Raw genomic sequence first — 16,869 nt, forward strand, 5'->3', positions numbered from 1 at the left:
ACTAAATTTCATTTACAAAGTTAAATTAAATATCTGCCAATGCCTTAATGTGAGCCACAACACTTCGACCCAATGCGGAAAGGTTATAGCCACCTTCCAAGCAACTCACGATGCGCCCTTGGGCATAGTCGTTAGCAATCACTTTTAAGCGATTGGTTATCCAAGCATAGTCGTCCTCTACCAAACCCATTTGACCTAAATCGTCTTCCCGATGAGCGTCAAATCCTGCAGAAATAATAATGAGTTCTGGTTCAAAATTACGCAAAGCAGGCATCCATCTCTCTTCCACAATGGAGCGCACCACATCACCACGCGTCGCAGCTGGCAAGGGGATATTCACCATATTGCTGGCATGATCTAAACCGCTATAGGGATAGAAGGGGTGCTGAAAAAAACTGCACATTAAGACATTGGGATCATTAAAGAAAGCAGCCTCAGTACCATTGCCATGATGAACATCAAAATCAATAATAGCTACACGTTCAATCCCATAGGTTTCCATCGCATAACGCGCTGCAATTGCCACGTTATCAAATAAACAAAAACCCATAGAACGGGTTGGTTCGGCATGGTGACCTGGCGGTCTTACCGCACAAAAGACATTTTCCACTTCACCTTTCATCACCGCATCTACACCTGCAATTGCGGCACCTGCAGCGCGAAGAGAGGCTCTATAAGTATGCGGATTCATGATGGTGTCACCATCAAGCATGAAATAACCACTCTCTGGAGCGCGCTCCTTTACAAAAGAAACGTGGTCTTGGCTATGAACCAACTCAAGCTGATCCTCAGTTGCCAATGGCGCATCTAAATGATGCAAAAAACGATCAACGCCACTTCGAATCAACTGATCATTAATCGCCTGAATTCGCTCGGGGCACTCTGGATGATGACTTCCCATCTCATGTTTCAGAAAGTCTGGATGAGTTATGTATCCTGTTGTCATTACTCAAAATCCTTAGTAGCTAATTTGTAATTTTTATAATCTAATAAAACGTGCTTAATTCTCAAAAACCCACTAGCTTGCGCATGAGCTTTCGCATCTCCTACCTATTGTTTGCAATCACACTAATTGGATGTTCAAGCACCCCAAATCAGCCAACCCAAACTCAGCAATCCATCGTAAACCAGGCTGATGATTCAGTCACGGAGGCTCGTTTTAGTCAAAACCTCCAAGAACTATTGAGCCAGGTCTCCCAAGCCCAAGAAATCCCCCTCCCAAGCCTTGAATCGGGCTTTTCTGATGCTAAAACGATTCCAGCCATTCGGAAATTGGTATTACCCCCATCGGGCACTTTTAAAAAGAATTGGCTCGCCTACCGAAAACGCTTCATTGAACCAGTGCGACTCAAAGCTGGCAAAGCCTTTTGGGAACAAAATCAAGGATTTTTGAGTCAAGTCGAGCAAGAATCTGGCGTCCCCGCCGAAATCATTGTGGCAATTATTGGCATTGAAACGATCTACGGTCGCCAAACAGGCAGTTTCAGGGTTAAAGATGTTCTTTCAACCCTCGCCTTTAGCTATCCAGAAACACCCAACAAACCAAGCCGAGAGCAACTCTTTAAAGATCAACTCAAAGAGCTCATTCTCATGTGCTGGTCCGAGGCGGGTGGCAAGTTGCCTTCCAATAACAGTGCGCAGGGTATCAATACCGCTCGCTTTAATGTCTGCCTAAACCAGAATAGTTCATACGCTGGCGCCATCGGTTTGCCACAATTTATGCCCAGCAGTATTCGAAGCTTTGCAGTTGATGGTGATGGGGACGGTCAAATCGACCTCAGACAAAGCCCTAAGGACGCTATTGCCAGTGTTGCCAACTTTATGAAGAAACATGGCTGGCAACTAGGGATGCCCATCTCCTTCCCTGTTCAAGCAAATGGCATAAATGCAGCGAAAGAATTGGCTGATGGTGAGCCTCAATTGAAGTTCACGGTTCAAGAACTCATTGACAAGGGTATTTTGAACAAAAAACAAGGCGATCTTCAAAGTGGTGGTGTTGAACCCCAAAGCAAAGCCTTCATCGTTGACCTACCCTATCCCGATAAAGACGGCATCGATCAAGTGCAATATTTTGTTGGGTTAAATAACTTTCTTACAATCGTTCAATACAACCGCAGTTACTTTTATGCACAAAGTGTTGCAGAATTTGCCGAAGCTTTGGGATATAAAAATCAAAGCGCTGTAACAAGTGCACCAGTCAAAACTGGCATTAGTGCAACGAATACTGAAAAATCCAAATCCAAGAAAACAAGCTCAAAGAAAAAGGCTAAGCCTAACTAGTAATCAGGCTGGAAAAACCCCTGTGGATAGATAGCGGTCACCACGATCACACACAATAAAGACGATAGTGGCATTTTCAACCTGACGCGCAATTCTAAGAGCTACCACTAAGGCACCACCAGCTGAAATTCCACAGAAAATACCTTCTTCAACCGCCATGCGGCGGGCCATCTCTTCGGCATCCGCCTGAGAGACATACTCAATACGATCTACCTTATCGCCTTGATAAATTTTTGGTAAATATTCTGGAGCCCATTTACGTATACCTGGTATTTGAGAGCCTTCTTCTGGTTGCGCCCCAATTATCTGAATTTCAGGGTTCATCGACTTAAGATAGGTAGAGACACCAGTGATTGTTCCAGTCGTTCCCATTGCGGAAACAAAATGGGTAATCTGACCATCTGTATCACGCCAAATTTCAGGGCCTGTAGTCTCTATATGCGCTCTTGGATTATCTGTATTAGCAAATTGATCGAGCAACTTACCGCGCCCCTCCTTTTGGAGTTGAAGAGCGTAATCCCTTGCAAACTCCATTCCCCCAGATGCCGCAGTCAAAATTAACTCAGCACCATAAGCCGCCATGCTTTGACGACGTTCTATGCTTTGGTTTTCAGGCATGACTAATATCATTTTGTAGCCAAGCATGGCTGCGGTCATTGCCAATGCAATACCCGTATTGCCACTAGTTGCCTCTATCAAGGTATCGCCAGGTTTAATTTCACCACGCTCTTGTGCACGAGAAATCATCGACAGCGCAGGTCGGTCCTTAACCGACCCGGCTGGATTGTTTCCTTCCAGCTTACCCAAAATCACATTGTTACGATTTTCGTTTTCTAGACCAGGAATACGCTGCAATTGCACCAAAGGCGTATTGCCTACTGTCTGCGAAATGGTAAGGTAGGAAGGTTTGCTCATAAAGCCATTTTAGCCATAAGCCACTTCACACACGCAAGGGCTTAATTGCGGCGACCTGTTCCCGAACGCTCCGGCTGATTGCGATTACCAGCTTGATTACGAGAACCGCGTCGGTTAGTGGCCCCACCCTCTTTTTTGGTGCGACCATTTGGCTCCCGAAAAGAGCTTGGGGCTTCAATCGTCAGACCGTTATCCACCATTTTCTCCACGGATTTCATACCAATACCACGCACCCGTTTTTGCAAATCATTTGCATCCTGGAAATGTCCGCCATCTAAACGTTCCGCAATAATTGTCTTTGCCTTTGAGGGTCCAATACCTTTAATACTTTCTAGCTCAGATTGGGTGGCAGTATTGACATTAATAGGGGCCGCAAAAGCCACCCCAAAACCAGAGATAAATAGCGTCACCGCTACAACTGCGGCCTTTAATAAATCCTGCACTCTGCCTAAATTTAAATATTGAGTCATCAATTCTCCTGTGTAAATAAAAAATCCACGAACACAAAGTGCGCGTGGATTGTTTACAACGAAGAGGTGATACTTGCGTTGACTGTCTTACAAAGGGTTAGCCAAGAAATCAGAATTTGCCTCTAGCCACTCAATATATCTACCTACACCCTGCTCAACATTGAGGAAGGGTTCTGTATATCCAGCCGCCCTGAGCTTGGTAAGGTCTGCTTGAGTAAAGCACTGATATTTTCCTCTGAGCGCATCCGGAAATGGAATGTACTCAATCGCCTTTTCTTTCACTAATTCAGCCAAAGTCGCAGGCTGTGCTTTATCCAGCTTACGCATCGCATTAGCAACCGCATGAGCCACATCATTAAAAGGTTGCGCGCGACCACTACCTAGATTAAAGATACCGCTGATTTCAGGATGGTCTAGAAAAAAGAGATTGACTTTCACCACATCTTCAACAGACACAAAATCACGGCTTTGCTCACCAGGACCATAGCCACCATACTCGCCAAATAACTTGACATGACCATTGGCTTTATATTGATGGTATTGATGAAAGGCAACTGATGCCATCCGCCCTTTATGTGATTCACGTGGGCCATAGACATTGAAGTATCGGAACCCCACCACTTGTGCAGTATTAGCATTTTCAGCAAAGCGCTTGCGCATCACCTGATCAAACAGAAATTTTGAGTAGCCGTAAATATTGAGGGGCTTCTCGTGTTCACGACTTTCTACAAACACATCGGAGCCGCCATAGGTGGCAGCGGAAGAGGCATAGAGAAGCTGTACTTTTTGCTCGGTACAAATATCGAGTAAATCCATGGTGTAGCGATAGTTATTCGCCATCATGAAAATACCATCAGTCTCCATGGTGTCAGAACAGGCGCCCTCATGAAAAACTGCCTTGATCTTACCCAGACGACCACTTCTAAATGCATCTAAAAATTCATCTTTATCGAGATAATCAACGATGTCTAGATCCGCCAGATTGCGATACTTATCCGCAGGACGAAGATCATCAACTGAAATGATATTTTTCTCACCCCGAGCATTTAAGGCTTGAACGATATTGGCACCAATAAATCCAGCTGCGCCGGTTACGATGATAGTCACTGTAATTCCTCTGAAGTAACGGTTGCAGTTCCAAGCTTACCAACTACAATGCCGCCAGCACGGTTTGCAAGCGCCATCGCTTTTTCTAAAGGCCATTTAGCCGCTAAAGCTACAGCGAGTGTAGCAATCACCGTATCCCCAGCACCAGAAACATCAAACACTTCTCGCGCCTGCGCCTTAACATGACTCACTCCGGCGTCGGTATATAGACTCATACCCTCTTCGGAGCGTGTTAATAGTAAGGCTTGCAGATCAAGAGACTTTCTGAGATCTTGAGCCTTCTTAGTGAGATCTTCTTCGCTCGTCCACTTCCCAACTACTTGACGTAATTCACTACGATTTGGGGTTAAGACTGTAGCGCCGCGGTATTTTTCATAATCCTCACCCTTAGGGTCAACCAAGATCATTTTGTTTTGCGCTCTAGCCTGTTGGATCATATGAGCTACCTGCCCTAACGCACCCTTACCGTAATCAGACAGAATTACAACGTCTGCCTCCCCTACCAACTTTTCAAAACGCTCCAATTTATGGGCTAGCGCTTTTTCACTGGGAGCTTCTTCAAAGTCCAAACGGATTAACTGTTGCTGACGAGCAATCACACGCAACTTAACAATGGTGGGAACATCTGCATCAATTTCTAATTGACTATCAACACCGCCAGCTTTTAGCAATTCAACTACGCGTTTACCGGGTTCATCATTACCCACAATACCTAGGATTGTGGTATTTGCCTTCAGCGCTGCAACGTTACGAGCAACGTTGGCAGCCCCTCCTAGACGCTCATCAATTTTCCCCACTTGCACGACTGGAACTGGTGCTTCAGGAGAAATACGATTGGTATCGCCAAACCAATATCGATCTAGCATGACATCGCCCACGACTAGCAAGCGAGTTTTAGAGAACTGTTCGGGATTGGCTTTTTCCATGCAAGTATTTTCTATTACTCTTAAATCTTATTTTAATTATGTCGTCCAATACCATGGTACTCAATGCCTAATTCTTGCATAGTAGCTGGCTCATACAGATTACGACCATCAAAAATGATAGGGCGAGTCAGTTTTTGCATCAACACATCAAAGTCTGGACTTCTAAAAGCCTTCCACTCAGTCACAATCACCAGGGCATCCGCATCAGTAAGAGCGCTCATTGGATCATCGACCATAGATACCTGTTCGAGGCCTTCGGGGTTGTCCTTGAAATCCAACTCTAATGCATGCTTAGCCTCAGGCATAGCTACAGGGTCGTGTGCTACTACGGTCGCACCGCGCTTAACCAATTCAGCAATAATGACCCTGCTAGGCGCTTCACGCATGTCATCTGTGTTTGGTTTAAACGCAAGCCCCCATAAAGCAAACTTCATTCCTTTAAGATCTTTACCAAAGCGTTTTTCAATCTTTTCAACCAAAATATATTTTTGTAATTCATTCACTGCTTCTACGGCATCTAGAATCTTGAGATCTCTGCCATGCTCTTTAGCAGTTTTGGATAAGGCTGAAACATCTTTTGGAAAGCATGAGCCACCATAACCAGTACCCGAATACAGAAAACCGTAACCAATTCGACTGTCCGATCCAATACCCTGGCGCACAGCTTCAATGTCTGCACCAACCAAGTCGGCTAGATTAGCCAACTCATTCATGAAAGAGATGCGTGTTGCCAACATCGCATTAGCAGCGTATTTAGTTAACTCCGCACTTTTCACATCCATGTAATAGGTGCGCTCATGATGGCGATTAAATGGTGCATAGAGTTTACGCATTTGCTCTTTTGCACGCTGCCCTGCTGGAGTACTTTCTGTACCGATCACTATGCGATCAGGACGCATAAAATCTTCAACCGCAGCACCCTCTTTAAGGAACTCGGGATTTGAAACAACCGAACACAATTCCGCAGAGAGACCTCTTTTTTCAAGCTCTTCAGTAATGGCTTCAGAGACTTTGTCTGCTGTACCTACTGGCACTGTAGATTTATCAACGATCACCTTGGGGGTAGTCATATGGCGGCCGATATTGCGCGCCGCCGCTACAACATACTGAAGATCAGCTGAGCCATCTTCATCTGGAGGAGTGCCTACCGCAATGAACTGAATATCGCCATGGGCAACCGATGCAGCAATGTCGGTAGAGAACTGGAGTCTGCCAGCAGCTCTATTACGTTCGATCATTTCCTTTAAACCGGGTTCATATATCGGAACGCCACCTGAATTGAGAATATCAATTTTTTTAGAATCAACGTCAACACAGAATACATTGTTGCCCTGTTCTGCAAGACATGCTCCCGTTACAAGCCCCACATAACCGCTTCCGATAATAGTAACTTTCAAGCTCTCTCCTAAATTCTTTACATTGAAGGGCCACTAGGCGCAGAACCTTCACTCCGTCTGGGTGAGGATGCCTCCCAGTGATTACAGCCTGGACATTGCCAATAGAATCTTCTCGCCCTAAAGCCACAGTTGCCACAAGTGTAGCGTGCCAAGCTGGTAGTACGCTGGCGTAATAGACTCAAAATAGATTGCAATTCAATAAGTCTCTCTGGATTAGCGCTACCTTCCTCTAAAGCTAAACGGGTTTCCGCTAACTTAGATAAAGCACTCAAACTTGGAGAATGCTGCATTACCTCTGCCAACATGGTATTTGCTGCCTGAGGTCCCCGAATTTTCATCATTTGTTTGTGAACAATATCCAAGAGCTCACCTGACGCTTGGGTCTTGAGTAATTCACAAAGACGATCAAGTCCTTCACTTTCTTTACCCAAGGCAGAATGAGCTACCATCCACCGATCCGCCAATAAATGCATATAGGCAGGGTGCGAGGCAGCAACCAAACTCCAAGCCTCTATTGCCTGGGTTGGGCGCTCTAAAGCCATTAAATAATCACCTTGCAAAATCAATGCGCGAGCGTGATTAGGTACTGCTTGCAATGCTCTCGCAATTGATTGTTCCGCATCATCAAGATCTTTACGACGTAATGCGTCTTGTCCTATTTCGCAATGGAATTGAGCAATTTCCGTGTGATGGGATTTACCTTGCAAACCCTCAAGCTCAGTAGCGGCAATGATGGCTTTTTTCCAATCGCGCTCTACTTGATACATCTCTAAAAGACTCTCTTTTGCAGGCACGGCATACTTACCATCGCCCACACGATTGAGCGATGCTTCAGCACGATCAAGCAAGCCCGCACGCAAGAAATCACGCCCTAATTCATAAGCAGCATGATCACGATCTCGTGGCTTTAAATCATCTCTATTTGCGAGGTGCTGGTGAACTTTAATAGCACGCTCAGTCTCACCGCGACGACGGAATAAATTACCTAGTGAAAAATGTAATTCGATCGTTTCTGGATCCAATTGGGCAATTTTCACCAGAGTTTCAATTGCTTGATCAGGCTGCTCATTCAATAAGAGACTTAACCCTTTAAAAGTTGAGCGTTGCTGACGCATACGCTCTCTCTCATCCATGCGATTTTCAAGACGTAAATCCCAGCGCGATGCCATCCACCCAATACCAAACATGACTGGCAGAAGCAATAACCAAGACGTGGCTATCTGAATCATAGCGTGCTGAACTTAAATAAAAAAATGGCCCGTATGGACCACTGAGGTTGAGCCTGAAACTTAGGCACCAGAACCCTCTTTAGGGCCCGCCTGCTTCAAAGGCTTGTAATCTACTCGCTCACGCAACTCTTTGCCAGGCTTAAAGTGGGGAACGCGTTTTTCTGGAATCAAAACTTTCTCACCAGACTTTGGGTTGCGACCTGTACGCGCAGGACGATGATGAAGCACAAAACTTCCTACACCGCGTAATTCGATCCGCTTACCCTCTGCCAAGGCATGAGTCATAGTATCCAGCAAAGTTTTAACCGCTAACTCCACATCCCTAGGTAAAAGCTGCGGAAATTGTTCCGCGAGGCTCTCCACAAGTTCGGAGCGGGTAATAGCTTGTTGCTCTTGATCTGTCATGATCTATCAATAAAAAATCGCCACCCTCCCAACGGAGAGCGGCGATATTGATTTAGCCTTGATTATCCAATTTTGCTTTTAACAAAGCGCCCAAATTGGTTGTGCCAGATTGCGCATCACCTTGGAGCTTGCTCATTGCATCTTGTTGATCAGAGCTGTCTTTTGCTTTGATTGAAAGATTGATAACGCGTGACTTGCGATCAATATTAATGATCATTGCAGTAACGCTATCGCCTTCTTTCAATACATTGCGTGCATCTTCAACGCGATCAGTTGAGATCTCAGAAGCGCGCAAGTAAGCTTCAACTTCATCAGCCAAATGGATCGTTGCACCCTTAGCATCAACCGCCTTAACAGTACCAGTTACTAAAGCACCTTTGTCATTAACGGATGTGTAGTTATTGAATGGATCGCCAGACAATTGTTTGATACCGAGAGAGATACGCTCTTTCTCAACATCAATTGCCAAGACAGTAGCTTCAACTTCATCACCTTTTTTGTACTTCTTAACAGCTTCTTCACCAGGCTCATTCCAAGAAAGGTCAGAGAGGTGAACTAAACCGTCGATACCGCCAGGCAAACCAATGAATACGCCGAAGTCAGTAATAGACTTGATCGCACCAGACAACTTGTCGCCTTTTTGCTGTGAACGTGCAAACTCTTCCCATGGATTTGCTTTGCACTGCTTGATGCCCAAGCTAATACGACGCTTGTCTTCATCAATATCGAGAACCATTACTTCAACTTCGGTGCCCAATGCAGTTGCTTTACTTGGAGCAACGTTCTTGTTAGTCCAGTCCATTTCAGAAACGTGTACCAAACCTTCAATACCAGATTCAATTTCAACGAATGCGCCGTAATCAGTCAAGTTAGTTACCTTGCCGAATAAACGGGTGTTCGGTGGGTAACGACGTGCAATACCAACCCATGGATCATCGCCAAGTTGTTTCACGCCGAGTGAAACACGATTCTTCTCTTGGTCGAACTTCAAAATCTTAGCTGTAACTTCTTGACCAACAGTCAACATCTCGCTTGGGTGACGCACACGACGCCATGCCAAATCGGTAATGTGCAAGAGGCCATCGATACCACCGAGGTCAACGAACGCACCGTAGTCGGTGATGTTCTTAACAAGACCAGTAACCACTGCGCCTTCTTTAAGGTTAGACATCAACTTAGCACGCTCTTCGCCTTGGCTAGCTTCTACAACAGCACGACGTGACAACACTACGTTGTTACGTTTACGGTCTAGCTTAATAACCTTAAACTCCATCGTCTTACCTTCGTAAGGGCTGGTGTCTTTGATTGGGCGTGTATCAACGAGTGATCCAGGCAAGAATGCACGGATACCGTTAACCATTACTGTCAAGCCGCCTTTAACCTTACCAGTAACAGTGCCGGTAACGATCTCAGCTTGCTCAAGCGCTTTTTCCAAGTTCATCCATGAAGCCAAGCGTTTTGCTTTGTCACGGGAGAGGATGGTGTCGCCATAGCCGTTCTCAAGAGCGTCAATAGCAACAGAAACGAAATCGCCAGGAGCTACTTCAATCTCGCCAGCGTCGTTATGGAATTCTTCAACAGGAATAAACGCTTCAGACTTTAAGCCAGCGTTAACAACGACGAAGTTATGGTCGATGCGAAGAACTTCAGCCGAAATAACTTGGCCGGTCTTCATATTCGATCGGGTTAATGATTCTTCAAATAATTCTGCAAATGATTCAGACATGTGTATTCACTTTTTGCCGCCAGAAGGCCTGACGGGTTAGGTTAAAAAAGCCTTAAAGAAACACGCTAATGAAATGATCGCGTTGTGGAGTTTCTTAAGACACCAAAACTACTTCTTACTACCAACTACATAAAACTAAGCAATTGAAGACTGATACCAATCTAAAACCGTCTTAACTGCTTGATCTATCGATAAATCTGATGTTTCAAGCACTTTTGCACCATCTGCAACCAACAAGGGCGCGGCGCCTCGACTACTGTCTCTAGCATCGCGCTCCTGTAAATCTTGCAGCAAGTCCTCAAGTTTAGCAGAAATTCCCTTAGCTATCAATTGCTTATAGCGACGTTCAGCCCTAGCGGCGGCAGTTGCAGTGAGAAAAACCTTCAAAATCGCATCTGGAAATATGACGCTAGCCATGTCCCTGCCATCCGCCACCAACCCAGGAGATTGACGAAAACTACGTTGCAGACCCACTAAAGCAGATCTCACCTCTGGATGGACGGCTATAGCAGAAGCTCTTAAACCGATGTTTTCTGTACGAATAGCATCAGTCACATCCATACCATTGAGGAAAATTTGATTATTTTTGAATGAAATCAATAACTTAGGAACTAAAAGGCCTAATTCTGGGCCATTTTTAACGTCGATTCCCGCTTTTTCACTGGCTAGAGCAACCAAACGATAGAGGGCGCCGCTGTCCAAATAATGAAAACCGAGCTTTTCCGCAACCAATGAGGCAACCGTGCCTTTACCAGAGGCGGTAGGCCCGTCAATTGCGATGACTGGTGGAATGCTCATAAATAGGATTTGGTTTAGCTAACTACTTGCGCAAATTCTGCGAAATAGGTTGGGAATGTTTTTGCTACGCAATTTGGATCATTGATCTTGAGTGCATTCGGGCCAAATGCGGCGAGCGAGAAACACATCGCCATCCGATGGTCATCATAAGTATCAATACCTTCGCTTGGTGATTTCCAGTCAATTTGCGAAGCGGGAGCTTGAACCACGATGTAATCCGCACCCTCTTCTACGATTGCACCAATCTTCTTTAATTCTTTTGCCATTGCTGCAATACGATCGGTTTCTTTTACGCGCCAGCTGGCAATATTATTTAAACGTGTTGGCCCTTCTGCAAATAATGCAGCAACTGCAAGCGTCATGGCTGCATCTGGAATTTCTGTGCAATCAATCGTGATGCCATTAAGCTTGCCATTGAAATTTTTTACGCCAGACACCTCAATCCAATCTTCTCCAGCGGAAATCTTGGCGCCCATGAGTGCAAGTGCATCCGCAAATGCCACATCACCCTGAATGCTATCCTTGCCAACGCCCATAACCTTCACAGGGCCGCCACCGATAGCCCCGAGGGCTAAGAAGTATGAAGCTGAAGAAGCATCACCCTCTACCGATAACTGACCTGGACTCTTGTATACAGCATCAGAAGTTTTTGCAGGAATGATGAACGATTGCACATCAGGGCAGTCAACGTGAACACCAAAACGCGCCATTAACTTCAAAGTGATATCAATATACGGGCGAGAAATAAGCTCGCCAATTACTTCAATGCGTACTGGGGTTGATGCAACTAAAGGCAAAGCCATGAGCAACGCCGTTAAGAATTGACTCGATACATCACCGCGCACCTTAACAACATCTTGAATCTGAATATCAGCTGCCAAGATCTTAATTGGGGGGTAACCTTCTTGTAATTCGTAATCAATTTTTGCGCCCACTTGACGTAGACCATCAACCAAATCCCGAATTGGTCTTTCATGCATACGAGCAACACCTGATAAGCGGTAATTGCCGCCTTGCATAGCCAAGGCTGCAGTGAGGGGACGAATCGCAGTACCGGCATTACCCATAAATAGATCTGCATCCTGCACAGGGAACTTGCCACCACAACCCTCAACGATACAAACCTTGTCAGCTTTATCTGTGACAGATAAGCCTAGCTGACGCAATGCATTGCGCATCACTTGCGTGTCATCCGCATCCAGCAAGTTTGTGAGGGTGGTTGTGCCGGAAGATAGAGCAGCAAGTAATAGCGCACGATTAGAAATACTCTTCGAGCCTGGCAAGACTATCGAGCCTTGCGCTCGTTTAAACGGTCCAACTTTGATATCAGGTAAACCGCTCATTAAAGTACATCCAAGTCTTGACGCGCTTTGCTCGCCTTATTAAATAATTTTTCCAAGCCAGAGCCATCGTTTTCAGCGATGAGTTTGCGCATGTGATTGACGATCAAAAGATATTGATCCAACTCTTTCAAAATGGCAGCGCGATTACCCAAACAAATATCTCGCCACATTTCTGGGCTAGAGGCTGCAATACGAGTGAAGTCTTTAAAGCCAGCACCAACATGACTCAATTTTTGATCGGCATCTTCAGAATTCACCACGCTTGCCATCAAGGCATAAGACAAGAGGTGTGGAAGATGAGAAACCGCTGCATAAATAGCGTCATGTTGTACAACGCCAATCTTTTTCACCTGAGAGCCAACGGATTCCCAAAAGCCAGTGATCAAAGCGGTATCTTCAGGAGAGTTTTCTTGCAGCGGACAAATGATAGTTTGCTTGCCCTGGAATAAATCTGCCTTAGCAGCGCTTGCGCCATGCTGAGCACCACCGGCAATCGGATGCGCTGGCACAAACTGACAAGCCTTCTTACCCAATACTTCCTTTGCAGCCAAAATCACATCGCCCTTCGTACTGCCGGCATCGGTAATCATGGTACGTGATTCAAGATGAGGCTCAATCACTTCAAAGGCGGATCGCATTTGTGCAACCGGCACACAAAGCACAATCACATCAGATTGCTTGGCGGCCTCAACCAAATCCACTACACCATCAATAGCGCCCATCTTTTGCGCTTGATCTAAATTTTCTTTACTGCGACCCACACCTAATACTTTGGTCACCACTCCCGCTTTTTTAAGCGCCAAACCTAAAGAAGCACCAATTAAACCAACGCCTACGATGGTGACAGTGCCAAAATTACTGGCGGGATTAATAATGGTCATCAGAATTCCGTTAATTTATTGTTGTGCCAATATTGTTTTTAACGCGGCAATAAATGCCGCATTTTCTTCTGGCAAACCAATCGAAATACGCAACCATTGCGGCAAGCCATAATTGCCAACAGGACGAACAATAATGCCTCGCTTCAGTAGTTCCAAATTAATACGTACGCCCGCTTGATTATCTTCGCCAACCTTAACGAGCACAAAGTTACCAGCAGAGGGTAGGTACTTTAAACCCAACTCATCAAAAGCCTTTGTCAATTGCTCGTAGCCAGAGCGATTTAACTCATATCCCTTTTGCAAGAACTCTTTATCTTCAAATGCCGCAATTGCAGCTGCTTGGGCAAGACTATTTACATTAAATGGTTGGCGAATGCGGTTGAGCAAATCTGTGAGATGGGGCTGAGCAATTCCATATCCAATACGCAAGCCAGCCAAGCCATATGCCTTGGAGAAACTGCGAGACAAAATCATGTTGGGGAAACGTTTCACCCAAGCAATCGCATCATAGCGTTGCTCTGGAGTCAGATACTCGTTATAAGCCTCATCCAATACCACAACAACATGGGGTGGCACTGCAATCAAAAAATCTTCAATCTCTTTAGCGGTTAAGTAGCTGCCAGTTGGATTATTTGGATTAGCCACAAATACCAATTTTGCTTTATCACCTGATGCTTTAATTGCCGCCAACATCGCTGGTAAATCATGCCCATAGCTATCTGTAGCAGCAACCTCAATCGCCTTAGCACCAACAGCTTGTGTAGCCAAGGGATAAACAGCAAAAGCATGTTTTGAGAAGATCACTTCATCGCCAGCTTGCGCAACAGCGCGAGCAGCTAATTCAAGAATGTCGTTACTGCCATTGCCTAAAGTAATCCAGTCTGTTGGCACACCCAATCGATTAGCCAAAACATTCTTGAGCTCAAACCCATTCGAATCTGGATAACGCCCTAAATCACTCGCAGCCTTGAGCATGGCGTCCTGTGCAGACTTGGGCATCCCCAAAGGATTCTCATTGGAAGCCAGCTTCACAATCTTGTTTTCGTCCAGATCATATTCGCGCGCAACTTCGCTAATGGGTCGCCCACCAACATAGGGGGCAATCGCATGAATATGTTTTAAGCCAATCTTTGATGTCATTCGAACTTTTACTAAATATATTTTTATTGATCTTTTAAGTCTTTTACCAACTTAAGCCGAGTGCGGATAAGAGCCTAAATTTTTATAGAAAGCAGCCACCTCTTTTAACTCCTCAAGCGCTTTCACTACCTTGGCATCATCAGCATGGCCAGCGATATCAATATAAAAGTGATACTCCCAAGTACCTTTGCGAGCTGGTCGGGATTCAAAGCGATTCATGGACACGCCATGTTTAGCTAAAGGTGCAAGCAAACGATGAACAGCACCAGGCTGGTTATCTACTGAAAGCACTAAAGAAGTTTGATCTTTTCCAGTTGGTTGACAGGCATAGTTACCGACCACAACAAAGCGGGTTCGATTATGTGCATCATCCTGAATCTGCGCAGCAACTGCTTGCAAGCCATAGGCCTCCTGCGCAGGATCGCCAGCGATTGCAGCCAAAGTAGGATCACCAGCCGCTAGACGTGCTGCCTCGGCATTGCTACTGACTGCTTGGCGCTTTAATTGCGGTGCATGCACACTTAACCATTGCTGACATTGGGCCAATGCTTGAGCATGAGCGCAAACGGTTGTAACGCCATCTAAATTGCCGCTCTTAGTCAATAAGTGATGCCGTATCGGTAAAACCACTTCGCCGCTAATGCGCATGGGAGAATCTAATAGCAAATCTAATGTGCGTGAAATAGCACCTTCACTAGAGTTCTCAACTGGAACGACACCAAATTGTGCTGCGCCCTTCTCTACCGCTTTAAATACTTCATCCAAACTAGCGCACGGTAAGCCAGCAATTGAATGACCAAAATAGGTTTGCGCAGCTTGTTCTGAGAAAGTTCCAACAGGTCCAAGATAAGCAATCGTTTGTCTCGCCTCTAGGGCTCTGCAAGCTGACATCACTTCACGCCAAATTGCCGCGATTCCATCAGGCAACAATGGGCCTTGATTGATTTCTTGAAGGCGCGCCACTACTTGGCGCTCGCGCTCAGGACGAAAAACTGGTGAAGAAAAACCACCCTTAACGTGACCAACTTCTTGTGCAGCTTTTGCGCGTTGAGTTAACAAATCTAAAATTTGCGCATCAAGTGCGTCAATTTTTTCCCGTAAGGGAGCTAAGCGCTGTTCTTCAGTACTCATTAAGCCCGCCTTTCAAAGTCGCGCATAAATTCAACTAAGGCTTTTACGCCTTCAATAGGCATTGCGTTATAGATGCTGGCTCGCATTCCACCAGCAGCCTTATGGCCGCGCAGGGCAACTAAACCTGCTGCACTGGATTGCGCCAAAAACTCAGCATTCAGATTCTCATCTTTTAAGAAAAAAGTCACATTCATGCGCGAACGATATTCCTTGGCAACACGATTCTCATACAAACTACTTTGATCCAAAAAGTTGTAGAGCAAATCGGCTTTTTCTTGGTTGCGCTTTTGAATAGCTTTGACACCACCCTGCTTGAGCAACCACTTGAATCCCAGACCCGCCATATAGATTGAGAAAGTGGGAGGCGTATTAATCATGGACTGAGTACCCGCTTGCACAGACCAATCCCAGATCGTTGGAGTAATACTCATGCTATGGCCAATAAGGTCCTTTCGCACAATCACGATCGTCACGCCTGATGGACCAATATTCTTCTGCGCACCGCCAAACCACACAGCACACTTAGTGACATCCATCTCTTTCGAAAGAATATTGCTAGAAATATCAGCAACTAATGGAATGTTGCCTACATCTGGCACATCTGGAAATTCAACACCACCAATTGTTTCATTCGCACAGTAATGTACGTAAGCAGCATCACTTGATAACTTCCAAGTAGATCTAGCGGGAATCGTATTAAATTTTTCAGCAGCAGAAGAGGCGGCTAAATTTGCAGTACCGTACTTCTGCGCCTCCTTAAAAGATTTTTCTGACCAAATTCCTGTAACAACAAAATCCGCCTTGGGGCCATTCTGAGCCAAGGGCATGAGATTCATTGGAATAGCCGCATTCTGACCTAGACCACCGCCTTGCAATAGCAAGATTTCATAAGAGTCAGGAATATTCATCAGTGTACGTAGGTCTTGAATAACCTCTTCATACACCTCCATGAACTCTTTGCTGCGATGACTAATTTCCATCACACTAGTTCCGAGACCACGCCAATTCAACATCTCATCGGCAGCTTGCTTCAATACCTCTTCAGGCAAAGTAGCGGGTCCCGCAGCGAAATTAAAAATGCGGCGGTCAAAGGTCATAAAGTGCTCTAGTGAATAGGTGAC

At 45.4% G+C, this 16,869-nt stretch carries 15 protein-coding genes and 1 pseudogene; 1 reads left to right on the forward strand and 15 read right to left on the reverse strand.

Translation table 11 applies throughout. The features are described 5' to 3' along the window. Positions 1–25 precede the first annotated feature (25 nt). Positions 26–946, reverse strand: coding sequence for a histone deacetylase family protein (locus tag FD973_RS08340; protein WP_215322883.1), 921 nt, complete (start codon positions 944–946; stop codon positions 26–28). An 83-nt stretch (positions 947–1,029) separates the two neighbouring features. Between FD973_RS08340 and FD973_RS08345 the strand changes: the two genes are divergently transcribed. Next, complete coding sequence (locus FD973_RS08345) at positions 1,030–2,280, forward strand: lytic transglycosylase domain-containing protein (protein WP_215322884.1); 1,251 nt, start codon at positions 1,030–1,032, stop codon at positions 2,278–2,280. A 3-nt stretch (positions 2,281–2,283) separates the two neighbouring features. Here the strand turns inward: FD973_RS08345 and cysM are convergent, their stop codons facing one another. The 14 genes and pseudogenes from cysM to serC all read right to left on the reverse strand — a co-directional run bounded on the left by cysM (position 2,284) and on the right by serC (position 16,845). Continuing rightward, positions 2,284–3,195, reverse strand: a complete 912-nt coding sequence (gene cysM / locus FD973_RS08350) for a cysteine synthase CysM (RefSeq protein WP_215322885.1) — start codon at positions 3,193–3,195, stop codon at positions 2,284–2,286. Positions 3,196–3,236: 41 nt separating this feature from the next. Then, on the reverse strand, positions 3,237–3,665 hold the full coding sequence (locus tag FD973_RS08355) for a helix-hairpin-helix domain-containing protein (RefSeq protein ID WP_215322886.1): 429 nt from the start codon (positions 3,663–3,665) through the stop codon (positions 3,237–3,239). An 87-nt stretch (positions 3,666–3,752) separates the two neighbouring features. Then, positions 3,753–4,772 (reverse strand): ADP-glyceromanno-heptose 6-epimerase, encoded by a 1,020-nt coding sequence (gene rfaD, locus FD973_RS08360; RefSeq protein WP_215322887.1) that lies wholly within the window; start codon positions 4,770–4,772, stop codon positions 3,753–3,755. Further along, positions 4,769–5,698, reverse strand: a complete 930-nt coding sequence (gene rfaE1, locus FD973_RS08365; RefSeq protein WP_215322888.1) for a D-glycero-beta-D-manno-heptose-7-phosphate kinase — start codon at positions 5,696–5,698, stop codon at positions 4,769–4,771. Before rfaE1 ends, rfaD begins: the two co-directional genes overlap by 4 nt. A 32-nt stretch (positions 5,699–5,730) precedes the next feature. Then, positions 5,731–7,095: a UDP-glucose/GDP-mannose dehydrogenase family protein gene (locus FD973_RS08370; RefSeq protein ID WP_215322889.1), complete on the reverse strand. Its 1,365-nt coding sequence runs from the start codon at positions 7,093–7,095 to the stop codon at positions 5,731–5,733. A gap of 17 nt (positions 7,096–7,112) precedes the next feature. Then, positions 7,113–8,324: a lipopolysaccharide assembly protein LapB gene (gene lapB / locus FD973_RS08375; protein ID WP_215322890.1), complete on the reverse strand. Its 1,212-nt coding sequence runs from the start codon at positions 8,322–8,324 to the stop codon at positions 7,113–7,115. Positions 8,325–8,390: 66 nt separating this feature from the next. Next, positions 8,391–8,729, reverse strand: a pseudogene (locus FD973_RS08380) (integration host factor subunit beta); the annotation flags it as partial. Between the two features lie 52 nt (positions 8,730–8,781). After that, a complete protein-coding gene (rpsA, locus tag FD973_RS08385; RefSeq protein WP_215322891.1) occupies positions 8,782–10,455 on the reverse strand; it encodes a 30S ribosomal protein S1 in 1,674 nt (557 codons plus the stop codon). Positions 10,456–10,590: 135 nt separating this feature from the next. Then, positions 10,591–11,253: a (d)CMP kinase gene (gene cmk / locus FD973_RS08390; protein WP_215322892.1), complete on the reverse strand. Its 663-nt coding sequence runs from the start codon at positions 11,251–11,253 to the stop codon at positions 10,591–10,593. Positions 11,254–11,267: 14 nt separating this feature from the next. Beyond that, on the reverse strand, positions 11,268–12,596 hold the full coding sequence (gene aroA, locus FD973_RS08395; protein WP_215322893.1) for a 3-phosphoshikimate 1-carboxyvinyltransferase: 1,329 nt from the start codon (positions 12,594–12,596) through the stop codon (positions 11,268–11,270). Then, positions 12,596–13,477: a prephenate dehydrogenase/arogenate dehydrogenase family protein gene (locus FD973_RS08400; protein ID WP_215322894.1), complete on the reverse strand. Its 882-nt coding sequence runs from the start codon at positions 13,475–13,477 to the stop codon at positions 12,596–12,598. The genes aroA and FD973_RS08400 overlap by 1 nt, the downstream gene beginning before the upstream one ends. A 15-nt stretch (positions 13,478–13,492) precedes the next feature. Next, positions 13,493–14,617 carry a histidinol-phosphate transaminase gene (gene hisC / locus FD973_RS08405; RefSeq protein ID WP_215322895.1) on the reverse strand — a complete coding sequence of 375 codons (1,125 nt, stop codon included), beginning with the start codon at positions 14,615–14,617 and terminating at the stop codon, positions 13,493–13,495. A 51-nt stretch (positions 14,618–14,668) separates the two neighbouring features. Further along, a complete protein-coding gene (pheA, locus tag FD973_RS08410) occupies positions 14,669–15,748 on the reverse strand; it encodes a prephenate dehydratase (protein ID WP_215322896.1) in 1,080 nt (359 codons plus the stop codon). Continuing rightward, positions 15,748–16,845, reverse strand: coding sequence for a 3-phosphoserine/phosphohydroxythreonine transaminase (gene serC / locus FD973_RS08415; RefSeq protein WP_215322897.1), 1,098 nt, complete (start codon positions 16,843–16,845; stop codon positions 15,748–15,750). Before serC ends, pheA begins: the two co-directional genes overlap by 1 nt. Between the last annotated feature and the right edge of the window lie 24 nt (positions 16,846–16,869).

Source organism: Polynucleobacter sp. MWH-Braz-FAM2G (assembly GCF_018687635.1).
Lineage (GTDB): Bacteria > Pseudomonadota > Gammaproteobacteria > Burkholderiales > Burkholderiaceae > Polynucleobacter.